Below are 25,177 nucleotides of genomic sequence, written 5' to 3'. Positions count from 1 at the left end.
GTTCCCACTTCAATCGCGGCGGAACTAGATTGAGCTCCGTCAATTTCTCGTGCACGCTTGCGAGCACGAATTCCTGTTTGCGTCGAACGGCGCCAGAGCAATACCCGCAGTAAGAACAAGGTGCCGAAGTCAATCTCGGCCAAATTGTACAACCAATGGTAGAGTCTACTCATCTTCTGAGCCTGCCGCGAAACGCGACGTTCACTAGCTTGCTCCTCTAGGCTGCACGACAGGGCCAGTTTGCCCGGACGACAGGCTGTCGATTCATGCTACGGCCGAGCAAAGACTTACTAACATCGAAATTCCCGCACAGCTCTGGATGGCAGCACTAATCCGAGGATTCAGACCGCACATACTCTGATTCACCTCAAACAACAAGACCCTCCGCTCTCTGCGGCGCCCCGAAGGGATGAGTACACGATCATTGAGTCTGTGCTGCTCCAGTAGCCCCTGCCGCTTGACGTACTTCTGTGAATAGAGACATGACAAAGCCGGTGCCAGGAGGATACCGAACTACTCTTTTTCCTAACTTTGTAGTTGTGTGGCACGCAGCTTGCGTACGATCATCGGCGTGGTCTATGCCAAGATCCCGTTCGGCATTTCGAAAGAAATTGCCATCCTCGCGAGCCAGGCTCGCATCAATTCCGGAAAACCCAAAGCGCTGAAAGAGGCGGGGCTTGACGCAGATAACAGATATCGTCGCAGATGGCTCTCCTCTCGCTCCACGAAAAATAGGCGATGATGTTGGAGAGACAAACCATTGCGCATGCGAAAAGGCCGAGAGCTCTCAAACTCGAGCGAGACATTCCCCAAGCTTGCGAATACCCGGCGATCAGCAACGAATCCAACATACGTGCCCTAGACCATTTGGGTTCATCTTTAGCGTTTTTCCATAAACGAACATTCATCCAAGAGGCAACGACGCGAAGATTATTCCATAGATCGCCACCCACCACAGGTGGCTCACACTCCGTTACCATTATTTTTTCGGGTTTAAAGCAACAACGGTACACGATGAAGCTCGCACCCACCAAAGCGGCATGTCACGGCAGGTTTGCTGCTTGCCAGCGTCAGTAATTCGCCAGTGCGCGCCCGACCCTTCGGACTGCACGACGCACAAGCGTCTGAGGTTTTTCCGAGCTAACGCCGGTTATGAGAGGGTCAAATCCGCGCTGGTTGTCGAAGACATAGACCCGGTCGCGTTGAGATGCCGGCACCGTGTTGATTGATACAAGTACTGATGGCAGTTGTGCGGAAAAGTCGCGGCGCGCAAACCATGTGTTGATCACCATGCGCTCTGTTTTTGGTGCTTCCGGCCGGTGGATCCCGTGGGTGTCGAATAAGACGATCGATCCGGCAGGCGCATTGACCGTTACTCGCGCTGCCTGGTGTTCATTTGGGATTGCTGCTTCCGGGAACAGTTGGCCGATGGGCAGTGGATAGAACGCCGAGAGCGCGTCTTTGCTACTGCCGATGATGTAGCTAAACCCGCCGGTCGAAACATCGCTCAAATAGACGATCATGCGGATCCGATGATCGGCAAACTTCTTTCGGCCATTCAAAATTTTGTTCGATCCAGTATCGATATGCCAATCGAGAACGATGTCATCGGCGGGAAGAGAGCGTTGAAACAGGGCATGATGGATGATCGCCCTATCGCCAATTACCGACTCGATGACATCAAGGAGCGCAGGCGATGTTACCAGACGTGCGGCGGCACGGGACAGAAGAAACGGCTGGCTGAATTCTTGTGTATGTGGCGTTACCTGAGTGAGGACCTTGCATCCGTTTTCGCGCCCATATGAGAAACCCTTCTCCGTAGAAATACGCGCCGACTGCTGCAGCTCCTGAAGAGTAGTGGGATCAATGAAATCGCGGATCACGGCGAGGCCATTTCTAGAGAGTGAATCTCGAATGTCGTCCGCCTCGAACTGCGATAGTTCAAACAGCGTTTTGACGGGGCGGTCGAAGTAAGCAGTCGCAAGGCTTGGCCCACGTAGCTCGCCTGTCGTTACGTTCATGTCGCGTTCCTCCCATTCGTTTAGTTCCATAGCTTTTTAGCACACCGCTGAAACCCAAAACCATCGGAGATTGCGGCGTCGTCCTTGGTTATCGGGCGGCTTCCACAGCCTTGAGTGCCGAAAGGATGCGTCCAAATGACCGATTTTATCCTCTGGCCCACATGTGCTGCGCGATAGCCATATCGAAGTGCTGGAGCATCCCATCTGGCAGAGTTGCGGCCATGCCGAGATGGGCGAGAAGGACATGCTGTCGATGTTAGACCTTAGCTCCCTAACTGGGACGAACGCTGATTACTGGCTTAAAGCCGAGCCATCACGTTGATAGCTAGTGCGGTGGCAAAGCGACTTTTGGCAGTGAAAGCGCGATAACAAACGGTAACGGCAATGCCCCGGCGAGGCGCGCAGCTGGAGTTGTGACGGCGAGCTCCGGCGTCGGCAAGCAGCAAGCTTCTACATCCTTGGCTTGAACCATTTCTCGATCATCGATATAGCGAGGGGGACGGCTTCTATGTCGGCGGTGAGGACAACACGACTGGCAAGTCGCAACATTTCAAGTTCGACCACTGTTACGCCAACGGCGCCTCGCGCAACGGCTACTCGGTGGTCGGTGCCGCCTATGGCGATTTCTCGGGCTGCACGGCGACTGGGATGTCCTATGGCATTGCCCACAGCAACATCTCCTATGGCCGGGACTTTGGACGGCTCGCTCTCTGTCAATGTCGCTGTCAACTGTGTCTCACGCAAAGCATCAGGTGTCAGACGGGTTTCAACGCAAATGTCGGCGCGCAGGTGCCAGGAATCATATCGAGAGGATCGGCTATGTGGAGGCCAACACCACGGGCTTCTACGCCTCAGCTTCCAGGCTCAGGCGTCCGGGTAATGGAGCTCGCTACACGGGCAACTCCACAACTTCACCAACGCAGCCGAGCGATCGGAAGTTTTCCCATAATCGATTTGACGATAGATATGATAATACCTGCGCTGGACGAAGGCTCTACCATAGTTGCGACCGTAACGACATCATGGGGAACGCTACAAGTAGCAGACTTTGGTAGCGAGAATTCGCTCCAGTTCGTAGACGCGAATCCGTCGCATCTCATGCTGTCGGAGGATATGCAACTGCGCGTCGCCGCACCACAATGTCTAGCTGCGGTCGCGGCTAGCTGTTACCGCTCCTCTCAATGAGTGCACTTATTTGCAGCACCCGGTTAAATTTTTGCAGCACCCGTTTGAATTCGGCGGATCGCGCGCCATCGTTTCTACACGATCCCTATAAGGGACTTCTTTGGCCTTCAGCACTTTGCAAGCGTTTAAAGCTCCGAAGACGTTGGTCGAACAGCTCAGAGCAGTGCGGATCTGACGCCAAGCCAGAACGCTGCAATCGAGAAGACCACCACGGACAGCACCTTCGGCGGAAGCCAACCTGATCCTGGATAATGACCGCGAATGCGCGCAATGATAGTGGCTACACCAACGATCACCGCGAGGACCATGATCCAGAAAGCCCCGCCATCCTGCCCCCCCACGAACAGGAAGGTCGCGATAAGTGCAATCACCCAATCCATCAGCGCTTCATCGTTCTTCAATTCTGATAATCTTGACTTGGAGCGTGACGCGACTAAGAAGCTCAATACAGTTGATCTGACCAGGGCGGCCGAGCGCTCCTGTGAGGATCAATCCCCTAGCCTGGGATCAATGGCCCTTCGCTCTTGTCCAAGCAGTCCCTTCAATTTAGCCGAGTTTTGAATGAAACTCCAGGCTTCGCTTGCACTGTTGCTCACGAGAGAGCTCTTGACGTGGGGAGCTCGTAAGGGATGAAACAAAGCTCCGAATGCGCGAATTTGAAAAGCGGATGGAACGGTTCGTTGAACGTGGGGCGTCAATTTAGCGCTGTTCTTGTGGCATCTATGGTTCCGATAACAACTACTGGCGCGGCCATCGCGCTGACGCTCCTGATCATTTTCAGCGCACTGTCGATCGCTTCGAGCAATTGGCATCTGACGCTGCGATCTTCGGTTGCCATATTTCCTTTAGCTATATTCGCTCTTGTTACACTCAGTATGCTGTGGTCACCTCACCCGTTTGGACCAGGCGGGCCTCACACGACGTGAAGCTCTTGCTAATTCCCATCGTCATGGCCGGTGCATACACCAGCCGGCAGGCAATGCACATAGCATATGGCTTTGCTGCAGCATGCACTATCTTACTAGTTCTATCTCTCGCCTCGTTAACGTGGCACGCCGGTCCCTGGGAATGGTTTAAGGGTCCCGGGGTGCCAGTGAAGGATAATGCGGCTCAAAGCACCTGTTTCTCGCTGTGCGCTTTCGGCTTAGGAATCTACTCAATTCGCCTTTTGCAGCTGAAACAGCAATTGACTGCAGTTTTAGTAGGCCTTTTGGCCGTCGCGCTATTTACAGATGTCTTCCTGATCACCCTATCGAAAACAGGGGTGCTAATCGCTCTGGCGCTTACCTTAAGGCTTTGCCTACATCGGCACTTGGCGAAGCCGTGTTGCGGTGACGATTCCTTTGTGCCTGATTGCCGGCTTAGCCGTTACTCTTTCCAGCGAAGCACAACGCCGGGTCGAAGAGATTAGGACTGATCTCCGCGCTCTTGATCAATCGAAGATTATCGCTACGGCGGTCCCTCAGATCAACGCCCGCAGCTCCCCGATGCCCGAAAAACAGAGATCGGATGCTTCTTCAGCTCCCCACAATGTCGACTGCAAGTCGACTCGATTTCTGGAAAAAAGCAATCGAATTCATCGGCCAAGCGCCCATCTTGGGGCATGGCTCAGGAAGTACCAAGTCGCTGTATGCTTCGTTGGAAAAAGACAGAGCTTTCCCGATCCCCATATCAGATTTTCGCAATCGCGATACAGGCGGATCTCGTCGGTGGAGCGCTTCTTGTAGCTATGTGGATAGCGCATATTCGCCGCTTCTGGGGTCCCGGTGTTCCTCAAGTTTTGGGACAGGCCGCCGTGCTTCAGAACGTGCTAGGGTCGCTTTTTAATAGCCAACTCTCCCACGTTACCCAGGGAGTCCTGTATGCTTTGCTGTAGGACTGCTCGCAGCCATACTGCGACGCTGCGCTCCAACACCGTCAGGGTATTATGTAGAATCCCAGCACGTGCTACAATCACGATCTGCCTTAGACGAAAACATCGATGTTAACGGATGTCGGTAAGGCGGTTAGCAAGGATTGGCGAGGCCACATATGTACATCGTTGTCATTGTGGGGACACTAGTACTAGGAAGCGTGGTGTTTTTTGCCCTTTTCTTCGCCGGTCAATTGACTGCAGCAGCAAGGTACCTAGACAACGAGCGGGAGTAATATCTCTAGCTCGCAACTGCTTGCTTCGACCGAGTAAACCGTCCTCGAAAGGCATTTCAACATACATCCCGGCATCTGCTTGATATCGACATCACTATTTGCGATTTTTCCGACCGCTTGGCTCTGAAAAATCTGAGAGGTCAATTGGCCAAAGATCGGCAACTTTGCTGATGCCAATGTCCTCTCCATTTCGAAAGCCAATCCGATCAGAGTAAACAACGGCAGCAATTGTTACCATCATCCAGTAGAGGGAGACCACGAGATCCTCCGTTTTGGTTCCCATCGGTCCGAATACAATCTACCACGCACACGTGCTAGAATAAGAGGCCGACACATCAAACACATCCTGACAACTGAGAAGGGACACCTTCAAACAAGAAGTCGCGTGACATGGTGTTTGACACAGTCCTCCCCTTCTTCGGTCAATCTCGATAGTAGCCACGATACCATTTGACGAATTGCTTAACCCCATCCTCGATGCTCGTCGAAGGTCTAAAACCGACGTCGCGCATGAGATCATCGACATCAGCGTAGGTCGCCGGCACGTCTCCGGGCTGCATGGGGAGCATCTCTTTGGCAGCGACACGCCCCAACTCTTTCTCAAGTAAAGCAACGACATCCATGAGCTGCGTGGGCCTATTGTTCCCGATGTTGTAAACCATCCATGGCGCGACACTGCGCCCGGGGTCAGGAGCATCCGCGGAACCTCGCTGCGCAGGAGTGGGGGGGCGGTGGATCAGCCGGATGATGGCCTCTACGACGTCGTCGACATAGGTGAAATCACGCGACATTTGCCCGTGATTGAACAGTTTGATGGGTTTGCCCTCCACGATCGCTTTTGCAAAAATGAACATCGCCATGTCGGGCCGACCCCAAGGTCCATACACCGTAAAGAACCGCAGGCCGGTGGTCGGCAGCGAGAACAGATGGCTGTACGAATGTGCCATCAACTCGTTCGCCTTCTTGGACGCCGCGTAGAGGCTAATCGGGTGATCGACGTTATCGCGGACCGAGAACGGCAGCTTCTTGTTCGAGCCATACACAGAGGATGACGAGGCATAGAGAAGGTGCCGACATTGCGTGTGCCGACAGCCCTCGAGGATGTTCATGAAGCCTTGCAGGTTCGCGTCGACGTAGGCATGCGGGTTCTCCAGGGAGTATCGAACGCCGGCCTGAGCCGCCAAATGCACAACATGGGAAAACTGGGATTCGGCAAAAAATGGAGCGATCGCATCGCGATCAGCGAGATCCATCCTGACGAAGCGGAAGGATGGAAGCTTCTCAAGCACGCGAAGCCGCGCCTCCTTTAGCGTAGGGTCATAATAGTCGTTGACGATATCGAGACCAACGACCTCCCGACCAGCCGACGCGAGCCGCTGCGCGACATGAAAACCTATGAAACCGGCGACACCGGTCACAAGAATCTTTTGGTCAGTCATTGCGCCCTGTTACCTGCTCAGAATCTAAAGTCGCCAGAGTTCGATCTCGGCTGGCTTGGTCGCCCGATCCAGCCGGGACTTGACGTCCAGTACTAGGCCTTGCCTTTCCTTCAACAATGTCTGCAAGAACGGCCACCCCAAATTGATGAAATTGTCATGCGCAACAGCGAGGATGACGGCGTCCGCCGGCTGCTGCTCGTTGTGGTCGGAGAGCGCAATTCCATACTCGCGGAGGGCCTCAGCGGGATCCGCCCAGGGATCGCTAACCTGGACCTTGATGCCGAACGATTCCAGTTCGCGGACGATATCGATGACCTTGGAGTTACGAAGGTCCGGCACGTTCTCCTTGAACGTCGCGCCCAGCACAGTGACGACCCCGCCGCGCGATCCTCGTTTAAGAAGGCGCCGGACGCACTCGCGCGCAATCCGCGCGCCCATATCGTCGTTGATGCGCCGTCCGGCAAGGATAACTTGAGGATGGTACTTCGCGATCTCGGCTCGATAGGTCAGATAATAGGGATCGACTCCGATGCAGTGTCCTCCGACAAGACCAGGCTGAAATGGGAGGAAATTCCACTTGGTGCGAGCGGCGGCCAGCACGTCGCCGGTATCAAGATCGAGCGCATGGAAAATCTGCGAGAGTTCGTTCATGAAAGCGATGTTGAGATCGCGCTGCGTGTTCTCGATCACCTTGGCGGCTTCCGCGACCTTGATCGATGGCGCCTCGTAGATGCCGGCCGTTACGACTGCACCATAGACGTCGGCAACGATCCTAAGCGATCCGGCGTCCTGCGCCGACACCACCTTCTGGATGGTTTCGAAACGATGCGCCTTGTCTCCGGGATTGATTCGCTCGGGCGAATAGCCAACGTGGAAATCAACGCCGGCCTTGAGTCCGGAGGCACGCTCGAGCATCGGAACGCATTCCTCTTCGGTCGCGCCGGGATACACGGTCGACTCGTATACGACAATGTCTCCCTTCTTCAATGCGCCACCAACGGACCTAGATGCGCTCAAAAGTGCGCGAAGGTCGGGCTTGTTGGCGCCGTCGATCGGCGTTGGAACCGTGATGATGAAGAAGTCGGCCGTAGCCAGGTCTGCCGGCTGATTCGTGTATGCGATCCGCGCCGCTCCCAGAGCAGCCGCATCGATTTCGCGCGTACGGTCCTGGCCTCGACGCAACTCTGCGATTCGCTCCGCGCTGATGTCGAATCCGGTGACCCGATATCCAGCCCGACCAAACGCAACCGCCACTGGAAGCCCGACATAGCCGAGGCCGATGACGCCAATCTTTCGGATAGTTGGCAAACCTGTCCGCTCCTGCCAGAACCGCGCTGCAGCGTCTCGTTAGCTAGGAAGCCCCCCTGTTGCAATCCCCTATCTTTCCCAAGCCGCTAGCTCTTGAGGCCACCCGCCTTTAAAGCTAGCTATGGTGTCGCAAACCGCGGCTCGGAAGTCAGCTCATCATGTCCCAAAAAGCCCTCATTTTCGGAATATCCGGACAGGACGGCTCGTTATTGGCCGCGCATCTGCTCGAGCGCGGTTACGCGATCCACGGGACATCCCGCGACAGGGAGCTCGGCATCTTCGCGAACCTGCAGCGGCTGGGTATTCGTGATCGGGTGGTGCTGCACTCTGTCGATCCTGCCGATTTCGGTAGCGTCCTGAGCGTCGTTTCCGATACGACTCCCGACGAAATCTACAATCTCGCAAGTCAATCTTCCGTCGGCCTGTCATTTGACCAACCGATCCAGACGCTGGAATCCACCATTTTCAGTGCGCACAATATCGTCGATTCTGTCCATCGGCTGAAACTAAGCTCTCGCGTCTACAATGCTTGCTCGAGCGAATGCTTCGGCAATACTGACTTGCCGGCAGACGAAACCACCCCGTTCGGTCCGCGAAGCCCTTATGGTGTCGGAAAGGCCGCGGCATTTTGGACAGTGGCAAATTACAGAGACGCACATGGGATGTTTGCATGCTCAGGGCTTTTGTTCAACCATGACTCACCGTTGCGGCCGCAGCGCTTTGTCACCCGAAAGATCGTGGCGGGCGCCGCCGATATCGCCGAAAAGAAGACGGATAGTCTGCGAATTGGAAACCTGAACATCTCCCGCGACTTCGGCTGGGCGCCGGAATATGTTGAGGCTATGGCGATGATGCTCCAGGCCGACGCGCCCGAGGACTTCGTGATCGCAACCGGACAAACCAACTCGCTCGAGAACTTCGTTCGGGAGGCGTTCAGCTATTTCGGACTTGACTGGGAAAAACACATCGACTTTGATGAAAAGCTGCTTCGTCCGATCGACCTCAAGTGCAATTCGGCCAACCCGGCCAAGGCGAAACGAATTCTTGGCTGGGAAGCGAAAATTTTCATGAAAGACGTCGTCAGGCGGTTGGCAGACGGCGAACTCGAATATCGCGCAGCGAAGGCGGGGGCTTAGCGTTCCGCGAATTCTGGCTGGCCTGTGTTAGCGAGATTGCAGAAACGCTCGCGCGGTCCGCCTCAACTCCTCGTCGACGCCGAAGGGCGGATGCCAGCCGAGCGTTTTGCGGGCCTTCCGACTGTCGGCGCAAAGCGAGAGGCAGAGCCGCTGCACCATCGCTCGCTGCCCTGCGAGCGCGGCCACGCCCTCCAACAGAGCGACGGGAACGGGTAGCAAGCGCGCTTTGGTGCCCAGAGCTGCCGCCAGCCTTTCCAGGAGCTCTGGCGTTGACAGGTCCTCGCCATCGCTGGCCATGAAGACCTCTCCAGCCGCTGCCGGGTGTCGCAGACACGTGGAGATCAGATCGACTAGATTGCCGACACCGATCAGGCTACGGCGGTTCTCTATGCCGCCAAGCGGCAGTGGAACTCCGCGCCGCAACCAACGCATCAAAGATAGAAAATTCGCCCGCACTCCCGGCCCATAGACCAGCGGTGGCCGCAGGATGGCGACCTGCATGCCGCTCGCGCGACCAAGCTCAAGCAGGCCACGTTCGGCTTCGAGCTTCGATAGTCCGTATGGATCTTGCGGACGCGGCGTTGCGGTTTCGACAAAGGGTGCGTCGGTAGGGGTGAATTCGCCGCACACCTTAACAGAGCTGAGAAACACGAAGCGGCGAACACCGGCAGCTGCAGCCTGACGCGCAAGAGACAACGTCCCATCCACATTGACGCGGCGATAGGCGTCGAGCGCATTTGCACTGCGCTCGCGCATGACATGAACACGCGCTCCCAAATGCGCAACGGTGTCACATCCCGCGATTGCAGATGTCCAATCGAAGACACTTCCGAGATCAACGTTCTCGGCAAAATCGATCCCAGCTGGCAAATCTGCGCGATTGCGATGGACGGCTGCGCGAAAAGCAATTCCGTCGGCAACAAGTCGGCGGATAAGATGCCCGCCGACGAACCCCGAGGCTCCGACGATGAGAACCTTCATTGCGACAAAAGCTCTGAATAGATCGCAAGTGTCTGGGCGACGACGATCTCCTGGGAGAATTCCTTCTGGACCAGCTCTCGGCCGTGCGCGCCCATAAGCCTACGTTGCTCCGGGTTTTCCAGCAACAGCGCGATAGCCTCGGCGAGTTGGTCGACGTCGCCGGCCGGGACTAGCATGCCGTTGATGCCATCGATCACGATTTCCCGGCAGCCCGGCACGTCATAGGTGACGATGGGACATTCGCCGGCAGCGGCCTCGATCAAGGTCTTGGGTATTCCCTCCCCGTAGGTGGTCGGAAGACAGACGATCGCCGCCTCACGGATGATCTCCGGGATATTGTCGCGATGTCCCCACCACTCGACAAGGCCATCTTCGTGGTACTGCCTGAGCACGGCTTCAGGAATGGAGTGCGGATTTTCAGGGTCCGGCGCGCCGGCAAGGATGAACCTTGCAGCCACGTTCTTGGCCCGCAGCCGGGCAGCAGCGAGCACAAAATCCTCGACGCCCTTCTCTTTGATCATCCGCGATGCCTGGAGCACGATCGGCGGAGAGCTTTCCCGCCGCATTTGCGAGAACTGCGCGAGATCGACCCCGGATCCCTTGACGAGGCGTATCTTCTCCGGCGCGACGCCGATCTCATCGACCAGGGCCCGTGCATCATCCCTGTTCTGGACAATCGTCAAAGCGTGCCGCTGACTCAGCGCGAACCTTAGCAACGGTGCGATAACGCGACGGAGGGTCTGCGCATAGACCGCCTTGGACGAGAATACGAACCCCAGTCCGGCGACGTTGTTGACGATTGCAGCCACGCCCGAGATCCGCGCCGCGATCGAACCGTATAGGACAGGCTTCATCGCCACGTGATGAACGATGCTCGGGCGATGGCTTCGGTAAAGCTTCACCAGTTCAACGATGCTTGCCAGCTCGCGAAACGGATTTCGACCGGAACGCCGCATGCGCTCGAGGCCGATCAGCACGAAGCCTTCACAGGTGATCGCATCGGCCTTTTCGCCGAGCCGCGTCGCCACCAACACCTCATAACCGGCGGCCAGCGCCGCGCGGGCGATCGGCAGGCGGTGGGACACGAAGTACCAGTCCTCGGTTACGACGAACAGCAACCGCTTCTGAGCGAGAACAGCGGAGACTTCGCTCACGCCGGCCTCATGATCACGCGGATCTCGCAAACCATGAAGTCCTCATCCGCGAACGGCCGAAACTGTGGCGCCATCCGATCGCGAGGAAGCGGCAGGCCCGGCCATCGCTGCTCCGAGAGCACCTCGACGCTGAAGCCTGCCTCCCTCATCAGCTCGATCATTTCTCGCGGGCGGATGCGATTGGTGTAGAATCCTGAGGTTCGGAAAGCCTTGGTCTCCCAGACGTCATCTCCAAAGCGAAGGTTGTTCAGGCGGCCTCCGAGATGGTCGCGGAAATCGATGCTGTGAACGCCGATCCCGTTCGGAGCCACAATCCTGCGCAGTTCTTTCATGAGGGTCAGAAATTCATCGCGGTAGATGTGCTCTAGCACGACCTGCGACCAGATGAAATCTACTGACTGGTCCGGGATAATCGGCAGCGAGCTCGTGCCTTCTGTCAAGTAGACGACGTCAAACTCCGTCATCGCGTCCTGCAGGGTCGCCGACTTCAGCGGTGCAAGCGCTCTCCCGCGCGAGGCAAGAAGGGCAAGAAGCTCCCGGCAAACGGCGATGTCAGTCTCAGCAAACGACCCTGCATCCGCCAGCCAAGCTTTTTCAGCACCAAAGGCACGGGCAACGAAGCCCGACAGCACCGAATCCCCCGGTCCAAGCTCGAGGCACCGGTACCTCTCAGGAAGGTGCCCATGCTCCACCGCTGACTGGAAATGGCTCTCGAAGGCGGAGATCGCGCGCTCCGGTACCATCATCTCGCCATGACGGAAGAGTCCGAGCCGTTTCCAGAGCGCGTAAGGGACAGGCAGGCGCGCGAGCCCGAGCTTGATGCCCAGTTTGGCCCACCACGGCACGTAAGAACTCAGACCCATCGCCGTGCCTGCTCAAGCCACAGGTCGAACATCAGCACGGTCCAGAGCTGGCCGCCGCGGTCTACCCGACCGATTTGGTGTTGCTGCCAGTTGTCGGCGATGGCCTTGCGATCGAAAAACTCGTTGCTGCCGGACGATAGCCAATCGGATGCCCAGCCCTTCAGCGGGCCACGCAACCAGTTGTCGATCGGAATGCCAAAACCCATCTTGGGACGTTCGAACAGATCGCGCGGCACGTAACGCTCTAGCAAACGCCGGAGGATATATTTTCCGGAATGATTCCTGAACTTCAGGGAGATCGGAATTTCCCAGGCGAACTCGACCAACCGGTGATCCAGCAGCGGCACACGCGCTTCGAGCCCGACGCGCATGCTCGCGCGATCGACCTTGGTCAGGATGTCATCCACGAGATACGTCGACATGTCCCAGGCCATTTGCTCCGCAGTCGCGGGCACGTCAGGCGCGAACGCCGGCGGCGCGGATCTCGCAAGCGCGACACCGTTAGACGCGAGCAACACGGTTTCGGGGTTCGCCCATTGCGACACCAGCCTGCTCTGCAGCTCATACAAGGTCGAGGAGGCTAGCACCGACGCAACCTTGTGGATCTTCTGCCCTGGCAGCGCGGGCTGCAGGTGGGACGGTAGAACGTAGCTCAGGGCGCGAAACGCAGCGTCCCAGCTCGCTGGCGATGCCGAGGCTAGACCGGATGCGGCCATGCGACGCAATGCATGGGGGATCCTGGTCAGACGTTTCCAGTAATCGGACACGAACAGATAACGGTTGTAGCCGCCGAACAATTCATCGCCACCGTCGCCGGATAGTGCAACCGTCACCTGCTGCCGCGCGAGTTTCGAGACGAGATAGGTCGGTATCTGCGAAATATCCGCGAAGGGCTCGTCATAGATGTCGGGGAGCGAGGGAATGACGGCCATCGCATCGGCATCCGAGACGTAGAGCTCCGTGTGGTCAGTCTGAAGGTGCTTTGCGACCTCGGCCGCATAGTTGGCTTCGTTGTGGCTCGGGTCGTCAAAACCGATCGAGAATGTCTTGGTGGTAGCGCCGCCCACGGCCTGCATGATGGCTGTGACCGAGCTGGAATCAATGCCGCCGGACAGGAACGCGCCCAGCGGTACATCAGAAATCATGTGTTCGGCAACGATGCCGCGGAGGCGCTGGTCAAGCTCTTCTAGCACCTCCTCTTCGTTCGCTCGCGGCCTCGACATGCCTCGCGCGACGACCTCCGGAATCGACCAGTAGGCTGTCGGCTCGCTCGCATGACCGTCGCGAAACCTGAGGCTGGTCGCTGCGGGCAGCTTGTACACGCCCTCGAAAATGCTGAACGGCGCCGGAACATAGCCGAGCCGCAGGAATTCGGACAAAGCCGGCAGTGAAATCGAGGGAAGCTCACGACGTTGCACCACGATCGGGCGCAGCTGCGAGGCGAAAACGAGCGTTCCGTTCACAACGCTATAGTACAGCGGTTTGATACCGAGCCGATCGCGCGCGAGCACGAGGGTGCGTTCACTTCCGTCCCAAACGGCGAGCGAAAACATGCCGGCACACCGCGAGATCGTCTCGTCGATACCCCAACGCTCGAATCCAGCAACGACGACCTCGGTATCCGAGTGACCATTGAAATGATGGCCCGTGGCCTCGAGCTCGCGGCGCAGGTCGCGGAAATTGTAAATTTCGCCGTTGTAAGTCAACGCATAGCGGCCGGACGCCGAAATCATCGGCTGCGCGCCTGCGGACGACAGATCGATGATCGAAAGCCGGCGATGGCCAAGCCCTGCGCAGCCGTCCTCGCTGATCCAGTGGCCGTCTCCGTCCGGGCCGCGATGCGCAATCGCATCTGTCATCTGGCCTAAAGTCTGGCGATCTATCCGGCCCGGCTTGCTGCTCGCAATTCCGATTATGCCACACATTATCGCGCCTCGGGCTTCCGGCGTGGGGTAATCGATGCGAGAACGGATGCGAACTTCGCCGCGATGGCCGACCAGGACAGCTCACTCACAGCATGGGCCCTCGCCGCCTCCCCGCAACGCAGCCGCAAAGCCTCGTCATCGACGAGCCGGCTGAGTGCGACAGCAAGCGCAGCCGGCGTCGAATCCGACGCAACCAGACCAGTCCGCTCGTGCAAGACCTGCTCGGCAAGACCGCCAACCGGCGTCACGACGGCCGGAATTCCGGCGATGCCCGACGTCGCAAGCACAGCAGACTGGCTTGCTCCACGATATGGCGCAACGACGATATCGACACCCTCGAAGATCTCGCCGAGATCCTCTTCAGGTATCCATCGGTTGTCAACGAAGACGTCCTCGAGCTCGGCAATCTGCGCCCGATACGGCTCGATATCCCCCGGGCCGATAATCCGAAGCCCCACATCCTTTCCCTCGCGCTTCATGAACTTGTAAGCGTCCAGAAGGATATCTAGCCCCTTGTAGGGCAATAAGCGTCCAAAAAAGAGCATTTGGATTTTGCGCCCGGTTCGTGTGGGAGCCTGTTTTCTCGTCTCGGCATAGGGGAAGACCCCCAGCGGGGCGATCCACACGCGTTCGGCGGGAAAGTCGTTGTTCGTCGTGACCGATTGTCGCGTGTACTCGGTCAGCGCAAAGATGCCGTCGCTTGCGGCGATTTCGGTGTCCAGCATCCACTTGCGGATAGCGATGTCGTCGCCGGCGTGCGGCTTTGGATCATGCAAGACAAACACGTAGGCAATGTCCCGTGGTCTCCGCCACAAGGTCGGAACGTTCCATAAATGGCTCATCGTGCAGACCACTACGGATATGTCATGCTCGCGCACATAACGCCAGAGGCGACGTCGAACAAACGGCAGACGCAGCAGCGCGAGAATAGCCGACGAAACATTGGTGTAGGTGTCGACGTTATAACCTGGCAACCCAAGCGCGTCGAAATCGGCAATGATGTCCCCTTGCCGTGAGAGCGACAGGTGCAGCTCGAGCTCCGGATGTTTCCTGAGTTCGCGCACCAACTCATAGGTGTACCTTACCCCGCCGCCCCGCCGCCCCCAATGCCAGATGAGCACCTTACGGGCTCCTTGAGAAAGCTTCGGTTCCATCATAGAGCTCTGAGCTGAGGCTGCCTTCATCGCTGTATTATTATACCACCGCGCATTATGCCTCGAAAGCTTAGTGCGGCGGGACCTCTTCAAATGGTTGTGCCGACGGTCTCAATATGGACGTCTCCAGCCTCAATATTCGACATGGGGCCCCATGTCGATGAAGAGCTGCTGTTTGATTGAGAGAAATGCGTTGGTGACGTCCCAACGACGCGCCTTGCGAACGGGAGAAGGCCTCACCTCAGTTGGTCAACACAGAGTTCCCAACGCCTCGATATCTGAGCGAGGTCGCGAAGCGGCTTAGGGACGCATCGCCACTTGGGACGGCTTTCCTGGACCGAACCACATTGAGGAATAGCGCCGTTCACGACTTTCTTTGAGCTTTACCTCAATATTGGCATAGGCCTCTCCAAATCCGCTGATGTCGAGCATCTCGCCGCCAGAACGATCGAGTTGGCCTCTCTCCAGACGAGTTTGGACGCCCAGGGAATGAAGGTATTATTTATCATCGATGGCTGATTTTTCGACAGACGAATGATGAAGGTATCTATATTTGTCCTAGCGCGAATGTCCAAGCAAGGATCCCCTGTATGCTGAAACAATCTGTCCGGTATCTACGGCGCAATCCTCTCGATTTCAAAACCGCCAAAGGACCGACAATTGGTGAGTTGATATTCTCGCACATCGACGAGTCGCCGGTGCTTATCGATGTCGGAGCTAGAAACGGTATGAGCATGTTCCCCGCTTCGTTTGCTAGACGTTCAACCATTGTGGGGTTTGAGCCCAATCCAGAGGAATACGCTAAATTGGCGTCTCGCTCGACAGATGCAGCGGCCCTCGGAGCGCATTTGCCCGACTTCAAATATTCCGAATATCATCCGGTTGCAATTTGGAGCGAGAAAGGCGAACGAACTTTTTTTATCACCACCGGCCCTGGCGCCTGCACTCTTTTGGGAGAGCCCCTAGACGTAACAAAAGATATGTACCTGGATACTGTTTCCCGTCGCACCATCTCTTATTTTGACGTTGCCACCCGAGTGGTGAAAACCACAACAGTTCAATGCGACACACTCGACAGCATTATTTCGGCCGGCAGGACCGTCGACTTTCTTAAACTCGATGTCGAGGGCGGCGAAGTCGAATGCCTTAAAGGCGCTTCCAGGCTTCTCAACGACCATGACATTCTGTTTGTCTACTCGGAGTTTCAAACGCTCCCCTACTACAATAAGCACGGCGTACTAGGCGACCAGCACGCCTTGTTAAACTCGCTGAAGTATCGCTTACTCGATCTTGATCTCGGACACCCAACCTATCGCAGGGGCAAACGCGACATGTCAGAAACGGTTGACCGTCGCCTCTTTATGTCGGGCGATGCTATTTTTTGTGTTGATCCTGATCGTGTCTCTTTGACTCCTAACAAGCTGCAGCGGCTAGCGGCGGTTTCAATGTCTTTTGGATTTGTCTCTTTTGCATTGTCTCTGCTGGAGAACGCTGGGCTAAATACCGAAGGGGAGATCGATCAGATCGAGAAGGCTGCTTCGTCGGCTTGGACGTTCCAGCGACTGAGACGTGCGTGGCAGCGCGCGCCTAAAACGATAGGTCGCATGATTTAGAGCGTCCACCTGCAGTGCTAGTCGACAGATCCGCTCTCTAAGGGGCATCGAGGAACTGATATTCTTCGAGTCCCGTTTAGGCAGACCTCGGCCGGCATGAATGCCGCCAGCTATTTGCTGCTGGGCGTGGTTCCATAGATTCTGTTCGTCAATTCTGACAAAGACCAACGTTCTTTGGATCGCACCTAAACGGACAATCTGCATGATTCCGCAACTGACGTAATAGAGGCATAAAAGGTTATAATGTGCCGGACTTGTGATCTCGTTCCTTTGACCGAATGCCTCTATCGGGCATGGTCCCCGAATAAACACTATGAATGCAGGCAGGCACCAATAACGCCTCGATCCGAAGCTTCTCAAGCAGGTTGGCCACTTTGACAAAGAACGGATTCGACGCCAACGCAGTCGGCACCAGCCGGAACAAGCGCGAAGAACCCTCGATACCGTACCGCGCAAAAGCGGTTGCAATGGCTCCCCCGGTAACGAGGCGCTCATTCCCATAAATGAAGCGCTCGCCCGTCGCTTTATCGATCTTATCGATGATCGTGTTGAAACCGCGGATCCGAAACATCTTATACTGAATCGCAGGATTCCATGCGTTAGGTTCGACGATCACTATTCTGCCTCCGGGGGCAAGCAACGACGCGATCTTTGCGACGATGTGATCGCGTGGCTCCAAGTGATGAAAGGTATCCTTCATGTAGATGAGATCGTATTGGACATCAGGGAGATCAAGCAAATTAATGCGCTCGATCTTAACCGTGACCGGACCGATCTTGTCACGAACATGCCGCGTCAGTTCGCGCGCAGCGTCCGTCCATTCGGACTTCACATCAATACCTGTGGCATCTGCCCCTCGTAGCGCTAGCCAATGGAGGTCAGAACCAATACCACAGCCGACCTCAAGGACGCGCAAGCCAGGACGGACGAGCGCAACCACATCAGCCAAGCGCCGGTCATAGGCCTTCCAGAGATAGGGCGCCGAATTGCCAAAATATTGAGGATAATTGGCCCGAAAAGGTATCTTATCCTGATCGACAGAATGAAGGCACCACTCAAAAAATGCTGCTGGTGAAGAAAGGGCCGATTTTCCGCTATAGTTCATCGGATACCATTCCCACGATTAAGGCTCGCCACGGGAGATGGAATATCTCGCCACTGAAGCTGCTTCTATAGTGGCATTGAGGTAGCCGAACAAGCGAACAGCAGACTGAACGACCGGCGGTTCCGCGCGAATCAGGCTCCCCGGCGCCTGCCGTACGGGCTCCACCAGCTCCGACGGTCAGTCTAGAGCTTCGCTACACAACGACGATCGTACCGGACGAAGGCCGCGGTCAGACTCTAGGACCGATCGGACTCTTCCATCTCTTCTCACTTTGTCGACGATCTATCTATCGAGCCGATCTAGTCAAGCAACTCCGCTTGCGCCAGCGCTTTGGTACAAACCCGCACCGAAGCTTTCTTCGAAGCGGCCCCAACCGTGGTCGGCCTTGTCCGTACTTATCGCTTCTTAGGTTGAAAAACTTAGCGATCGCTATAGCGATTGAACCTTTCGACAACATCCTCCGCAACTGTCTCCGCCCTGAACCTGCTCAAATAGGTCTCCCAACCCGCACTTCCGATGCGGTCACGTAGCGATTGATCCTGCCCTGCTCGCACAATCAGACGTGCGATATCAGCGGCGTCACGCCCAAGCAAAGCATTCTCTTCGTGTTTGATTTCGGGCATCGACATAGACACATCGCGATGGGCTACGACGCAGGAACCGAGAGTCCAAGCGTGAAGATATCGAGTATGACCAACCTTGAACGGGGTTGCATTGTTAGTGCACAGGAACACATGCGCCGCCAGCATAGCCTCGTCAATATCCGGCACGAATCCACGAAACACGACATCCTGCCCCTCGAGAGGGGCACGAATGCCCGACTCGAGCTCGCCGGACCCGAGAATTTCGATCCTGAATGTCCCTGGCGCCATGCGCTTCCGTAGCTCGGGGAGCAGCTCGCGACCAAGATAATCGAGCCCAAAGCGGTTGGCGGTTCCGCCTAACTTTCCGACATTGCCGATGATGACAAGTGGGCTGGGCTTTTCGAGCGCGCGCCTACGCTCACGCCACCCCTCGCCGAAGCGGTCAATCCAGACGTTCTGGATATAAAATGCGTTCGGATGCCCAAGCCGAGCGTAATAACTTGCATCGTTGGCAGCGACGTCTCCGAGTATTTCATAACGATGCATGATCTGGTTATGCACTTTTTCGAGACGGGACAACCCGAGGCGCAATCGCAGATGGCCAAGGCTCAAGCCATTCAGTCTTCGATCATGCAATGCACGCATATAGCCGGTTTTGTGGTCCGGATTTCCATAGTACGCGAATTTGAGAACGGGCACGGTGGAACAAGCGGCGGTTAGCCATTCGCTCCAAGGCACCAACAGCGCGTCAGCATTCCAGGATGCCAGCGCCCGCGCAATCGCATCTCCCTGGCTGACGTAGGGATAGAAATGTTCCGGCTTCGGACTGAGTAATTTGATGAATGGCGAGCCCTGAGTCGTTCGCATGGGCAATACGATTTCCGGCAGAATGTCGACACCGAATTCGGCCAGAGCGGCAAGACCTGCAATCTCTTCAGCGTCAGCTCCAGGCTCCCCTTCCAGACCGACCTTTAGAAACCCGATAGTCATTCCGGGCTGCGTCGCCAGGGCACGCGTAAGTTCAAACACGACCACATTCGCAGCGCGAACGGTATGCCCGGGAAAGGGCCGGTTCGATGCGACGATGACGAGCCTCACACCGGTCTCCGGACGTTGATGGCTCGGTTGTCGACCGCCGCTTGCCTAATGGCATCGACGAGTTGCTGTACGCGTGCCCCCTCGCCAAAACTAGGATGACAAGTGGTACCTGCCCTTACTGCGGCAACGAAGCGCTCGGCAAGCCGTTTGAAGGGAGGCAGACGACCATCCCCATCGGGGATAGGCTCGGAAACTTCCGACAATACCTTACCACTGGCGCTCGTCGCGACCAATTTGAACCCCCCCATATAGTCTCGCGTAGAATTATCGATCACTGCCGTTCCGGCACTCCCCACCACCGTCCAGCGGTGCGTCGTTAGACCTGGATTAGCATTGCCGATTGTAATTGACGTTACCGCACCGGAAGCATGGTCAAACGTCGCATGGACTAGATCTTCCGCTGCACTTGCACCGTCATTTGGCTTCAGCTGCGCGGTAACTCGCGAATCCAGGCGTGCAGACAAAGCGACCACTGGACCCGCAAGCCATTCCATAAGGTACAGAACATGCGTCCCGAAAAGATTTAGCACGCCGCCGTTGCGGCGGGCATCAGTCTTCCACGACCAACTTCCGCTTCGATGCACCCAAGATTCGTTGAGCCAGGTCACCTGAATGTGCCGGAGATCCCCGAGCTCTCGTGCTCCGATCATCTCATGCAATGCTGAAAATGCCGCCAATTCTGCAAACTCGAAATCCACCGCCGTCGTCAGATCACTGTACTTCTGTGCCAATCTCTCCGCGGCCAGCATATTGGCACCGAGCGGCTTTTCGCACAGCACAGGAAGGCGGCGCGCATGGCAGCGTTCTAGGATGGTCTCGACTTCTCCTGGCGGCACCGCCACGCTCACCGCATCGAGGCCCAACGTGAAAAAACGGTGAGCGTCCGTCAACACAGGAATCTGAAGACGGCTTTCCACGCTTGCAGCCCTGTCGGCGTTTCTGCCAAGCAAGGCAACGATCTCGACGCCCGGCAGCAAAGCAAAAGCTGGGACATGCACGTCGGCACCAAATCCCAGCCCCACAACCCCGAGCCTGAGCGCTCGTTTCGCCACCATCAAATCACTCAATGATTCGCGGCTCGGGCAAGGGCACAATGAACTTTCCCCTGTAACCACGCTTTCTCAGATTGGCCGCGAGTTCATCGGCGATGTGCCAAGATAGCAGCAGCGCGAAATCCGGCTGATCGCTGTACAGCGCGGCCTCGTCGATCACGGGAATTCTCGTGCCCGGAATAAACCTATTCAACTTGTGCGAGCCTGATACCTCCATCACAGAGTCCAGGATTCCGTCGTCGAGACCGACATAGTTGATCAACGTAGATGCACGTGACGGAGCACCAATACCAGTAATTCTGGTCTCATCCTTTTTCAATCCGGCAAGCAACTTGTACAGATCCAGTTTAGAACGAACGACTCGTGCGGCAAAAGTCTTCAGCGCACTGCCATCGGCGAGACCGAAGCGCTCCTCGTCCGCGCGGCGCTCGGCAACTGATGGCTGAATCTGGTACTGTCCAGGACGAGAGGCATAAACTCGAATAGAGCCACCGTGTGTCGGAATGCGCTTAACGTGAAAGACTTCCAGTCCATGACGTGCTAACAGCGCCTCGATCGCGCCCAGCGCGTAGTAACGAAGATGCTCGTGATAGACCGTGTCGTATTGAAGCGTCTCGACGAGATCGAGCAGATAGTGCGACTCCGAGATGAATACACCGTCCTCGGCGAGCCATTCGGCAACGGCTTTCGTAACATTGTGGACATCACCGATATGCGCGAACACGTTTGCCGCAGTGATAACCTTTGCGGCGCCGCGTTCGGCACGCAGCCGGGTTGCGAGCCCCACCCCAAAATAGTCCGTCAACGTCTCAATGCCGCGCCCGCGCGCGACTTCACCAGCGCGGGATGGCTCAACGCCAAGAATACGATGGCCGCCGTCCTTGAAATTGATCAGTAACGATCCGTCATTTGAACCAATGTCCACCACGAGATCATCTGCCGAAATCTTGATGAGCGATGAAGCCTCGCGATAGAGCTCAGCGAAATTCTCGCGCAAGATCTTGGTCGTGCCGCTCAGATACGGATAGGAATATGGGAAGAGAATTTCCGCATGGACCTCCAATCCGATCTGGACCAGACTACATTCCTCGCATCGGAACAGCTCGAGCGGAAAAGCGGGCTGCTCAAGCGCGCGCTCTCCTACTAAAGGCATGGTGTTCACCGGGGGGACATAGCCGAGAAACAGAATTGGCGTGAGTTCACTGCTCGCACAGATCTGGCACTCGAGGATGGGCCTGGATTGCGCCGGCGCTGTCATTTGCTGTCTCCTAAACTTCGTAATGGCCGTAATTCTGGATGGTCTCGGTACCAGCGAACAACGGTGGGTAGACCGTCTTGCAGGGAAATGCGGGGGGACCAACCTAGAGCCTGGATCTTACCGATGTCCGGACAGCGGCGCTGCGTTTCGCCCAAGGGCGCGGGACCAGCCTCAATGACCGCCTCCCGACCGAAGGTTGCAACGATCAATTCCGCAACACGTCGGATCGTCACCTCTTCTGTGTTTCCAATGTGGTAAACGTTGAGGTGCTCGCCGCGTGTAACGACCGTCGCCAGACCATCCGTGAAATCGTCGACACGAATGAAAGCACGCGTCTGGGCGCCGTCGCCCTTCAAAGGAAAAATCAAAGGCAATCCCGGTTTCGTCACCAAATCCGACTCTGCCGCCCTGACCGAAAATTCAGGAACTACATGCTCGAACCCCATATCGATGCCATAGACGTTGTGAGGTCGGAAAACGACCACGCGGTCAAAATGGGTACGGCCATAATTAAGCGCGATCAATTCGGATGCGAGCTTTGACCCACCGTAAGAATATCGCGGGTTGCGGATGTCGGGCACGACCAACGGAACGTTCTCTGGAGTCGGCACTTGATCCGGCGACTGATAGGCCTCGGAGCTCGATGCAACGACGAGTTCGCGCACCTTTGCATCCCGACACGCATCGATCACGGTCAGCATCCCGCGAATCGCGACATCCACCACCAGTTCAGGCTGCTCGTAGAAATACCGAGTTCCATTGATCGCGCTCATATGAACCACACAGTCCATACCATCGACCGCTCGGCGCACCGCCTGCGGATCCCGGATATCGCCGATATGCAGCTCTATCCGATCTTCAATTCCAGCAAGCCGCCTTGGATCACCGCGCCAGTTATTGTCCAGCACACGCACACAATGCCCGGCTCCCACCAGCTTCTGGACCAAAGCCGCTCCCAGAAACCCGGTACCTCCCGTGACAAGATATCGACGGCTCATAGACCCTGCCCCCTCGGAAGTTTCGCTCGACCGTGGCTGCCAAGCGCCATGTAGCCGACATGCGGCGCCAAAAGCAGGTAATCGGCGTTGAAGAAGTTCCAAAAATCGTAAAACATCGCAGGCGAAGCCATCCGATGCGACAGCGTTTCGATCGCCATGGAGCGGAATCGGCTGTGATTGTTGGTAATGACGGCAACATTGGCGCCATCAAGCGCTTGCTCTAGAAACGGAATCGGATCTAGCCCGAAATCTCGAATAGCCTCCAGCGAGACAACCGGATCGAAGGCCCTGAACCGCGCATTCGGAAAATGGCGCTGTAGCGCTGCGAAAATAGGACGCGCCATCGTGCCACGCAGATCATCCGTTTCGGGCGCACCCTTGAAGGCAAGGCCGAGTACAGTCACTATCGGTGCATCTGGAAAACCATTGATGCGACCAGTCGCCCGCTTCAATGCTGCGATCGCTTGCTCGGGCTGAGCTTCATTCAGTTTCCGCGCGGTCAGCACAATCGCTGGCGACACGCCGCGATGCTCCAGTCCTTCGGCTAGGATATAGGAATCCTTTTCGAGACAGGGACCGCCGACCGGCCCTGGCATTGCCAGATTTGTGCGTGGATATCCAAGCTTTCCGGCAGAGATCACATCCGCGGCGCTCACTCCGATCGCGTCACACATCGACGCTACTTCATTGGAGAAAGCGAAGTGCACGTCACGCTGGGAGTTGTCTACTAGCTTAATCATCTCTGCGGTCTCAAGATCACGTACACGCACCGTTGTCGGCGTGACGAACTGAAATAGCTGCCCTGCTCGTACTGTCGCATCTTCCGAAGCGCCACCGACGATTTGTGGAAGGATACGCAATTCTTGAATGGCAACACCTTCGAGCGTTCGCTCAGGACAGAAAGCCAAATCGTAGGACTTGTTGGCAGCATCAAGAATGGGGGCAACGATCGAGCGCGTGGTTCCCAACCGCACGGTAGATCTCATAACGATGAGGGCTCCTGCTGGCATCGCTTCAGCAACCTCGCCCGCGACATGCTCGATCATGTCCGTGCGTACACGCTTTTCCGCACCCAGCGGCGTTCCTACTGTGATAATGAAAACCGTCGCATCACAATCCTGCGGTACACTTGCATGAACCGAAAATGCGCCGCTTTTTAAAACGCGGGCCAACTGGTCAGCCAGTCCGGGCTCATGGAAATGTGGCTGTGCCTGCTGCAACAGCTCCACCACATCCTCGCGGACCTCGACGCCCCAGACTCGAAATCCGACGGCAGCCATGGTTGAAGCAAGGGTAAGACCAACATATCCGAGGCCCAAAATGCAGACGGATCGGTCGGCGAAAGAGCGGGGAACGAGCATGGCGGAGGTCTTTTACCCATCGAGAGAGCAGATTTCTCGCCTCCCAATAGACGATACGGCTCCCTATGTCTTGCTGTTTGTTGATACCTAGCGAGCGAGGAAAGCGCTCGCTACGACCTGTACCAAGCCCCTAGAAATGCTCGAATTTTCGTGTTGCAGGGCACTTGGTGGGCACCAGGAAGATGGCGACTCGTGGTGGTCCCTGAGGCCGCGCTTTGCTGACGCCGAGGCCATCTACCGCGGAGGTCTCGCCCATGGACGCAGCGAATAGTCTGACACTCGCTAGATCAGGCCCCTTAACCGGGCGACGGCGAACAGCGCCAGATGCGGGGCATGGTTGAAGGTGCCGTCACGGATAGAATCCTCCAACGACGTCAGGCTCACCCAGCAAATCTCTAGGTCCGGCTCAGGTGCCCAATTGGCCAGCTTTTCCGCCAGAGGTACAACGAAGCCCCATAGCCTATTACCGAGCCTTCCCGAGTCCGGGAGCAGCTCTCCCAGACTGATGGCTTGCGGAGCATACAAACCTACCTCCTCCGAGAGCTCCCGTAACGCGCAGCGCTCCGGCTCCTCGCCTTCATCTAGAAGCCCGCCTGGGAACTCCAGCGTCCACTGTTCTATCGCAGGACGGAACTGCCGAACCAGCGGCAGTGTCCCGTCGGCCGTGATGGCAATCGCAGAGACATAATCTGCAAGAGCAAGCCCGTGGAAATTGCCTATGGATGCTCCGCGTCCGTCCAAGACCTCGCGTTCGACCAAGGTGAGCCAGGGGGAGACGACAGACATTTTTCGGC

The 25,177-nt window shown here is 56.7% G+C and carries 19 protein-coding genes; 3 read left to right on the top strand and 16 right to left on the bottom strand.

Annotated features, from left to right (window positions below):
* Positions 1–553: 553 nt before the first annotated feature.
* Complete coding sequence (locus tag AC0L3J_RS28085; protein WP_473349118.1) at positions 554–742, top strand: hypothetical protein; 189 nt, start codon at positions 554–556, stop codon at positions 740–742.
* 328 nt (positions 743–1,070) lie between these two features.
* Here the strand turns inward: AC0L3J_RS28085 and AC0L3J_RS28080 are convergent, their stop codons facing one another.
* The 4 genes from AC0L3J_RS28080 to AC0L3J_RS28065 form a co-directional block, all read right to left on the bottom strand.
* Complete coding sequence (locus tag AC0L3J_RS28080; protein WP_473349117.1) at positions 1,071–2,021, bottom strand: phytanoyl-CoA dioxygenase family protein; 951 nt, start codon at positions 2,019–2,021, stop codon at positions 1,071–1,073.
* 1,340 nt (positions 2,022–3,361) lie between these two features.
* Positions 3,362–3,607 carry a hypothetical protein gene (locus tag AC0L3J_RS28075; RefSeq protein WP_473349115.1) on the bottom strand — a complete coding sequence of 82 codons (246 nt, stop codon included), beginning with the start codon at positions 3,605–3,607 and terminating at the stop codon, positions 3,362–3,364.
* Positions 3,608–5,776: 2,169 nt separating this feature from the next.
* Entirely contained in the window at positions 5,777–6,793 is a 1,017-nt protein-coding gene (locus AC0L3J_RS28070; RefSeq protein ID WP_473349113.1) for an NAD-dependent epimerase, read from the bottom strand.
* Positions 6,794–6,817: 24 nt separating this feature from the next.
* Positions 6,818–8,092 (bottom strand): nucleotide sugar dehydrogenase, encoded by a 1,275-nt coding sequence (locus tag AC0L3J_RS28065; RefSeq protein ID WP_473349163.1) that lies wholly within the window; start codon positions 8,090–8,092, stop codon positions 6,818–6,820.
* A 167-nt stretch (positions 8,093–8,259) separates the two neighbouring features.
* Here AC0L3J_RS28065 and AC0L3J_RS28060 point away from each other — a divergent pair, with 167 nt between their 5' ends.
* Positions 8,260–9,237 carry a GDP-mannose 4,6-dehydratase gene (locus AC0L3J_RS28060; protein ID WP_473349112.1) on the top strand — a complete coding sequence of 326 codons (978 nt, stop codon included), beginning with the start codon at positions 8,260–8,262 and terminating at the stop codon, positions 9,235–9,237.
* Between the two features lie 27 nt (positions 9,238–9,264).
* On the opposite strand, the gene AC0L3J_RS28055 is transcribed toward AC0L3J_RS28060, so the two are convergent.
* From AC0L3J_RS28055 to AC0L3J_RS28035, 5 genes are read right to left on the bottom strand one after another with little or no spacing between them, the layout of a single operon-like run.
* On the bottom strand, positions 9,265–10,218 hold the full coding sequence (locus AC0L3J_RS28055) for a UDP-glucose 4-epimerase family protein (protein ID WP_473349110.1): 954 nt from the start codon (positions 10,216–10,218) through the stop codon (positions 9,265–9,267).
* The gene (locus tag AC0L3J_RS28050; RefSeq protein ID WP_473349109.1) at positions 10,215–11,372 is read right to left on the bottom strand and encodes a glycosyltransferase family 4 protein; all 1,158 of its coding nucleotides are present in this window, start codon (positions 11,370–11,372) and stop codon (positions 10,215–10,217) included. Before AC0L3J_RS28050 ends, AC0L3J_RS28055 begins: the two co-directional genes overlap by 4 nt.
* On the bottom strand, positions 11,369–12,235 hold the full coding sequence (locus AC0L3J_RS28045; RefSeq protein WP_473349107.1) for a class I SAM-dependent methyltransferase: 867 nt from the start codon (positions 12,233–12,235) through the stop codon (positions 11,369–11,371). Before AC0L3J_RS28045 ends, AC0L3J_RS28050 begins: the two co-directional genes overlap by 4 nt.
* The gene (gene asnB, locus AC0L3J_RS28040; protein ID WP_473349105.1) at positions 12,226–14,160 is read right to left on the bottom strand and encodes an asparagine synthase (glutamine-hydrolyzing); all 1,935 of its coding nucleotides are present in this window, start codon (positions 14,158–14,160) and stop codon (positions 12,226–12,228) included. Before asnB ends, AC0L3J_RS28045 begins: the two co-directional genes overlap by 10 nt.
* Complete coding sequence (locus AC0L3J_RS28035) at positions 14,160–15,281, bottom strand: glycosyltransferase family 4 protein (RefSeq protein WP_473349103.1); 1,122 nt, start codon at positions 15,279–15,281, stop codon at positions 14,160–14,162. The genes asnB and AC0L3J_RS28035 overlap by 1 nt, the downstream gene beginning before the upstream one ends.
* A 623-nt stretch (positions 15,282–15,904) precedes the next feature.
* Here AC0L3J_RS28035 and AC0L3J_RS28030 point away from each other — a divergent pair.
* Positions 15,905–16,927 carry an FkbM family methyltransferase gene (locus tag AC0L3J_RS28030; protein WP_473349101.1) on the top strand — a complete coding sequence of 341 codons (1,023 nt, stop codon included), beginning with the start codon at positions 15,905–15,907 and terminating at the stop codon, positions 16,925–16,927.
* 238 nt (positions 16,928–17,165) lie between these two features.
* Here the strand turns inward: AC0L3J_RS28030 and AC0L3J_RS28025 are convergent, their stop codons facing one another.
* The 7 genes from AC0L3J_RS28025 to AC0L3J_RS27995 form a co-directional block, all read right to left on the bottom strand.
* Positions 17,166–18,032: a class I SAM-dependent methyltransferase gene (locus AC0L3J_RS28025; protein WP_473349099.1), complete on the bottom strand. Its 867-nt coding sequence runs from the start codon at positions 18,030–18,032 to the stop codon at positions 17,166–17,168.
* Positions 18,033–18,451: 419 nt separating this feature from the next.
* Entirely contained in the window at positions 18,452–19,714 is a 1,263-nt protein-coding gene (locus AC0L3J_RS28020) for a glycosyltransferase family 4 protein (RefSeq protein ID WP_473349097.1), read from the bottom strand.
* Complete coding sequence (locus AC0L3J_RS28015; RefSeq protein WP_473349096.1) at positions 19,711–20,781, bottom strand: Gfo/Idh/MocA family protein; 1,071 nt, start codon at positions 20,779–20,781, stop codon at positions 19,711–19,713. Before AC0L3J_RS28015 ends, AC0L3J_RS28020 begins: the two co-directional genes overlap by 4 nt.
* Positions 20,774–22,024, bottom strand: a complete 1,251-nt coding sequence (locus AC0L3J_RS28010) for a methyltransferase domain-containing protein (RefSeq protein ID WP_473349094.1) — start codon at positions 22,022–22,024, stop codon at positions 20,774–20,776. The genes AC0L3J_RS28015 and AC0L3J_RS28010 overlap by 8 nt, the downstream gene beginning before the upstream one ends.
* On the bottom strand, positions 22,021–23,022 hold the full coding sequence (locus tag AC0L3J_RS28005; RefSeq protein ID WP_473349092.1) for an NAD-dependent epimerase/dehydratase family protein: 1,002 nt from the start codon (positions 23,020–23,022) through the stop codon (positions 22,021–22,023). The genes AC0L3J_RS28010 and AC0L3J_RS28005 overlap by 4 nt, the downstream gene beginning before the upstream one ends.
* Positions 23,019–24,383 (bottom strand): nucleotide sugar dehydrogenase, encoded by a 1,365-nt coding sequence (locus AC0L3J_RS28000; protein WP_473349091.1) that lies wholly within the window; start codon positions 24,381–24,383, stop codon positions 23,019–23,021. The genes AC0L3J_RS28005 and AC0L3J_RS28000 overlap by 4 nt, the downstream gene beginning before the upstream one ends.
* A gap of 282 nt (positions 24,384–24,665) precedes the next feature.
* Positions 24,666–25,169, bottom strand: coding sequence for an NUDIX hydrolase (locus AC0L3J_RS27995; protein WP_473349090.1), 504 nt, complete (start codon positions 25,167–25,169; stop codon positions 24,666–24,668).
* Positions 25,170–25,177: the final 8 nt, after the last annotated feature.

The sequence above is a fragment of the Bradyrhizobium sp. Kon37 genome (genome assembly GCF_055807535.1).
Note: the sequence above shows the minus strand (reverse complement) of the source record. Positions and strands in the feature narration are given on the sequence as shown.

Excerpts from the sequence above, each read along its gene's own strand:
- AC0L3J_RS28070 (WP_473349113.1), bottom strand. The coding sequence starts at position 6,793 with ATGACTGACCAAAAGATTCTTGTGACCGGTGTCGCCGGTTTCATAGGT.
- AC0L3J_RS27995 (WP_473349090.1), bottom strand. The coding sequence starts at position 25,169 with ATGTCTGTCGTCTCCCCCTGGCTCACCTTGGTCGAACGCGAGGTCTTG.
- AC0L3J_RS28010 (WP_473349094.1), bottom strand. The coding sequence starts at position 22,024 with ATGACAGCGCCGGCGCAATCCAGGCCCATCCTCGAGTGCCAGATCTGT.
- AC0L3J_RS28005 (WP_473349092.1), bottom strand. The coding sequence starts at position 23,022 with ATGAGCCGTCGATATCTTGTCACGGGAGGTACCGGGTTTCTGGGAGCG.
- AC0L3J_RS28000 (WP_473349091.1), bottom strand. The coding sequence starts at position 24,383 with ATGCTCGTTCCCCGCTCTTTCGCCGACCGATCCGTCTGCATTTTGGGC.
- AC0L3J_RS28030 (WP_473349101.1), top strand. The coding sequence starts at position 15,905 with ATGCTGAAACAATCTGTCCGGTATCTACGGCGCAATCCTCTCGATTTC.
- AC0L3J_RS28060 (WP_473349112.1), top strand. The coding sequence starts at position 8,260 with ATGTCCCAAAAAGCCCTCATTTTCGGAATATCCGGACAGGACGGCTCG.
- AC0L3J_RS28045 (WP_473349107.1), bottom strand. The coding sequence starts at position 12,235 with ATGGGTCTGAGTTCTTACGTGCCGTGGTGGGCCAAACTGGGCATCAAG.
- asnB (WP_473349105.1), bottom strand. The coding sequence starts at position 14,160 with ATGTGTGGCATAATCGGAATTGCGAGCAGCAAGCCGGGCCGGATAGAT.
- AC0L3J_RS28025 (WP_473349099.1), bottom strand. The coding sequence starts at position 18,032 with ATGAACTATAGCGGAAAATCGGCCCTTTCTTCACCAGCAGCATTTTTT.
- AC0L3J_RS28080 (WP_473349117.1), bottom strand. The coding sequence starts at position 2,021 with ATGAACGTAACGACAGGCGAGCTACGTGGGCCAAGCCTTGCGACTGCT.
- AC0L3J_RS28055 (WP_473349110.1), bottom strand. The coding sequence starts at position 10,218 with ATGAAGGTTCTCATCGTCGGAGCCTCGGGGTTCGTCGGCGGGCATCTT.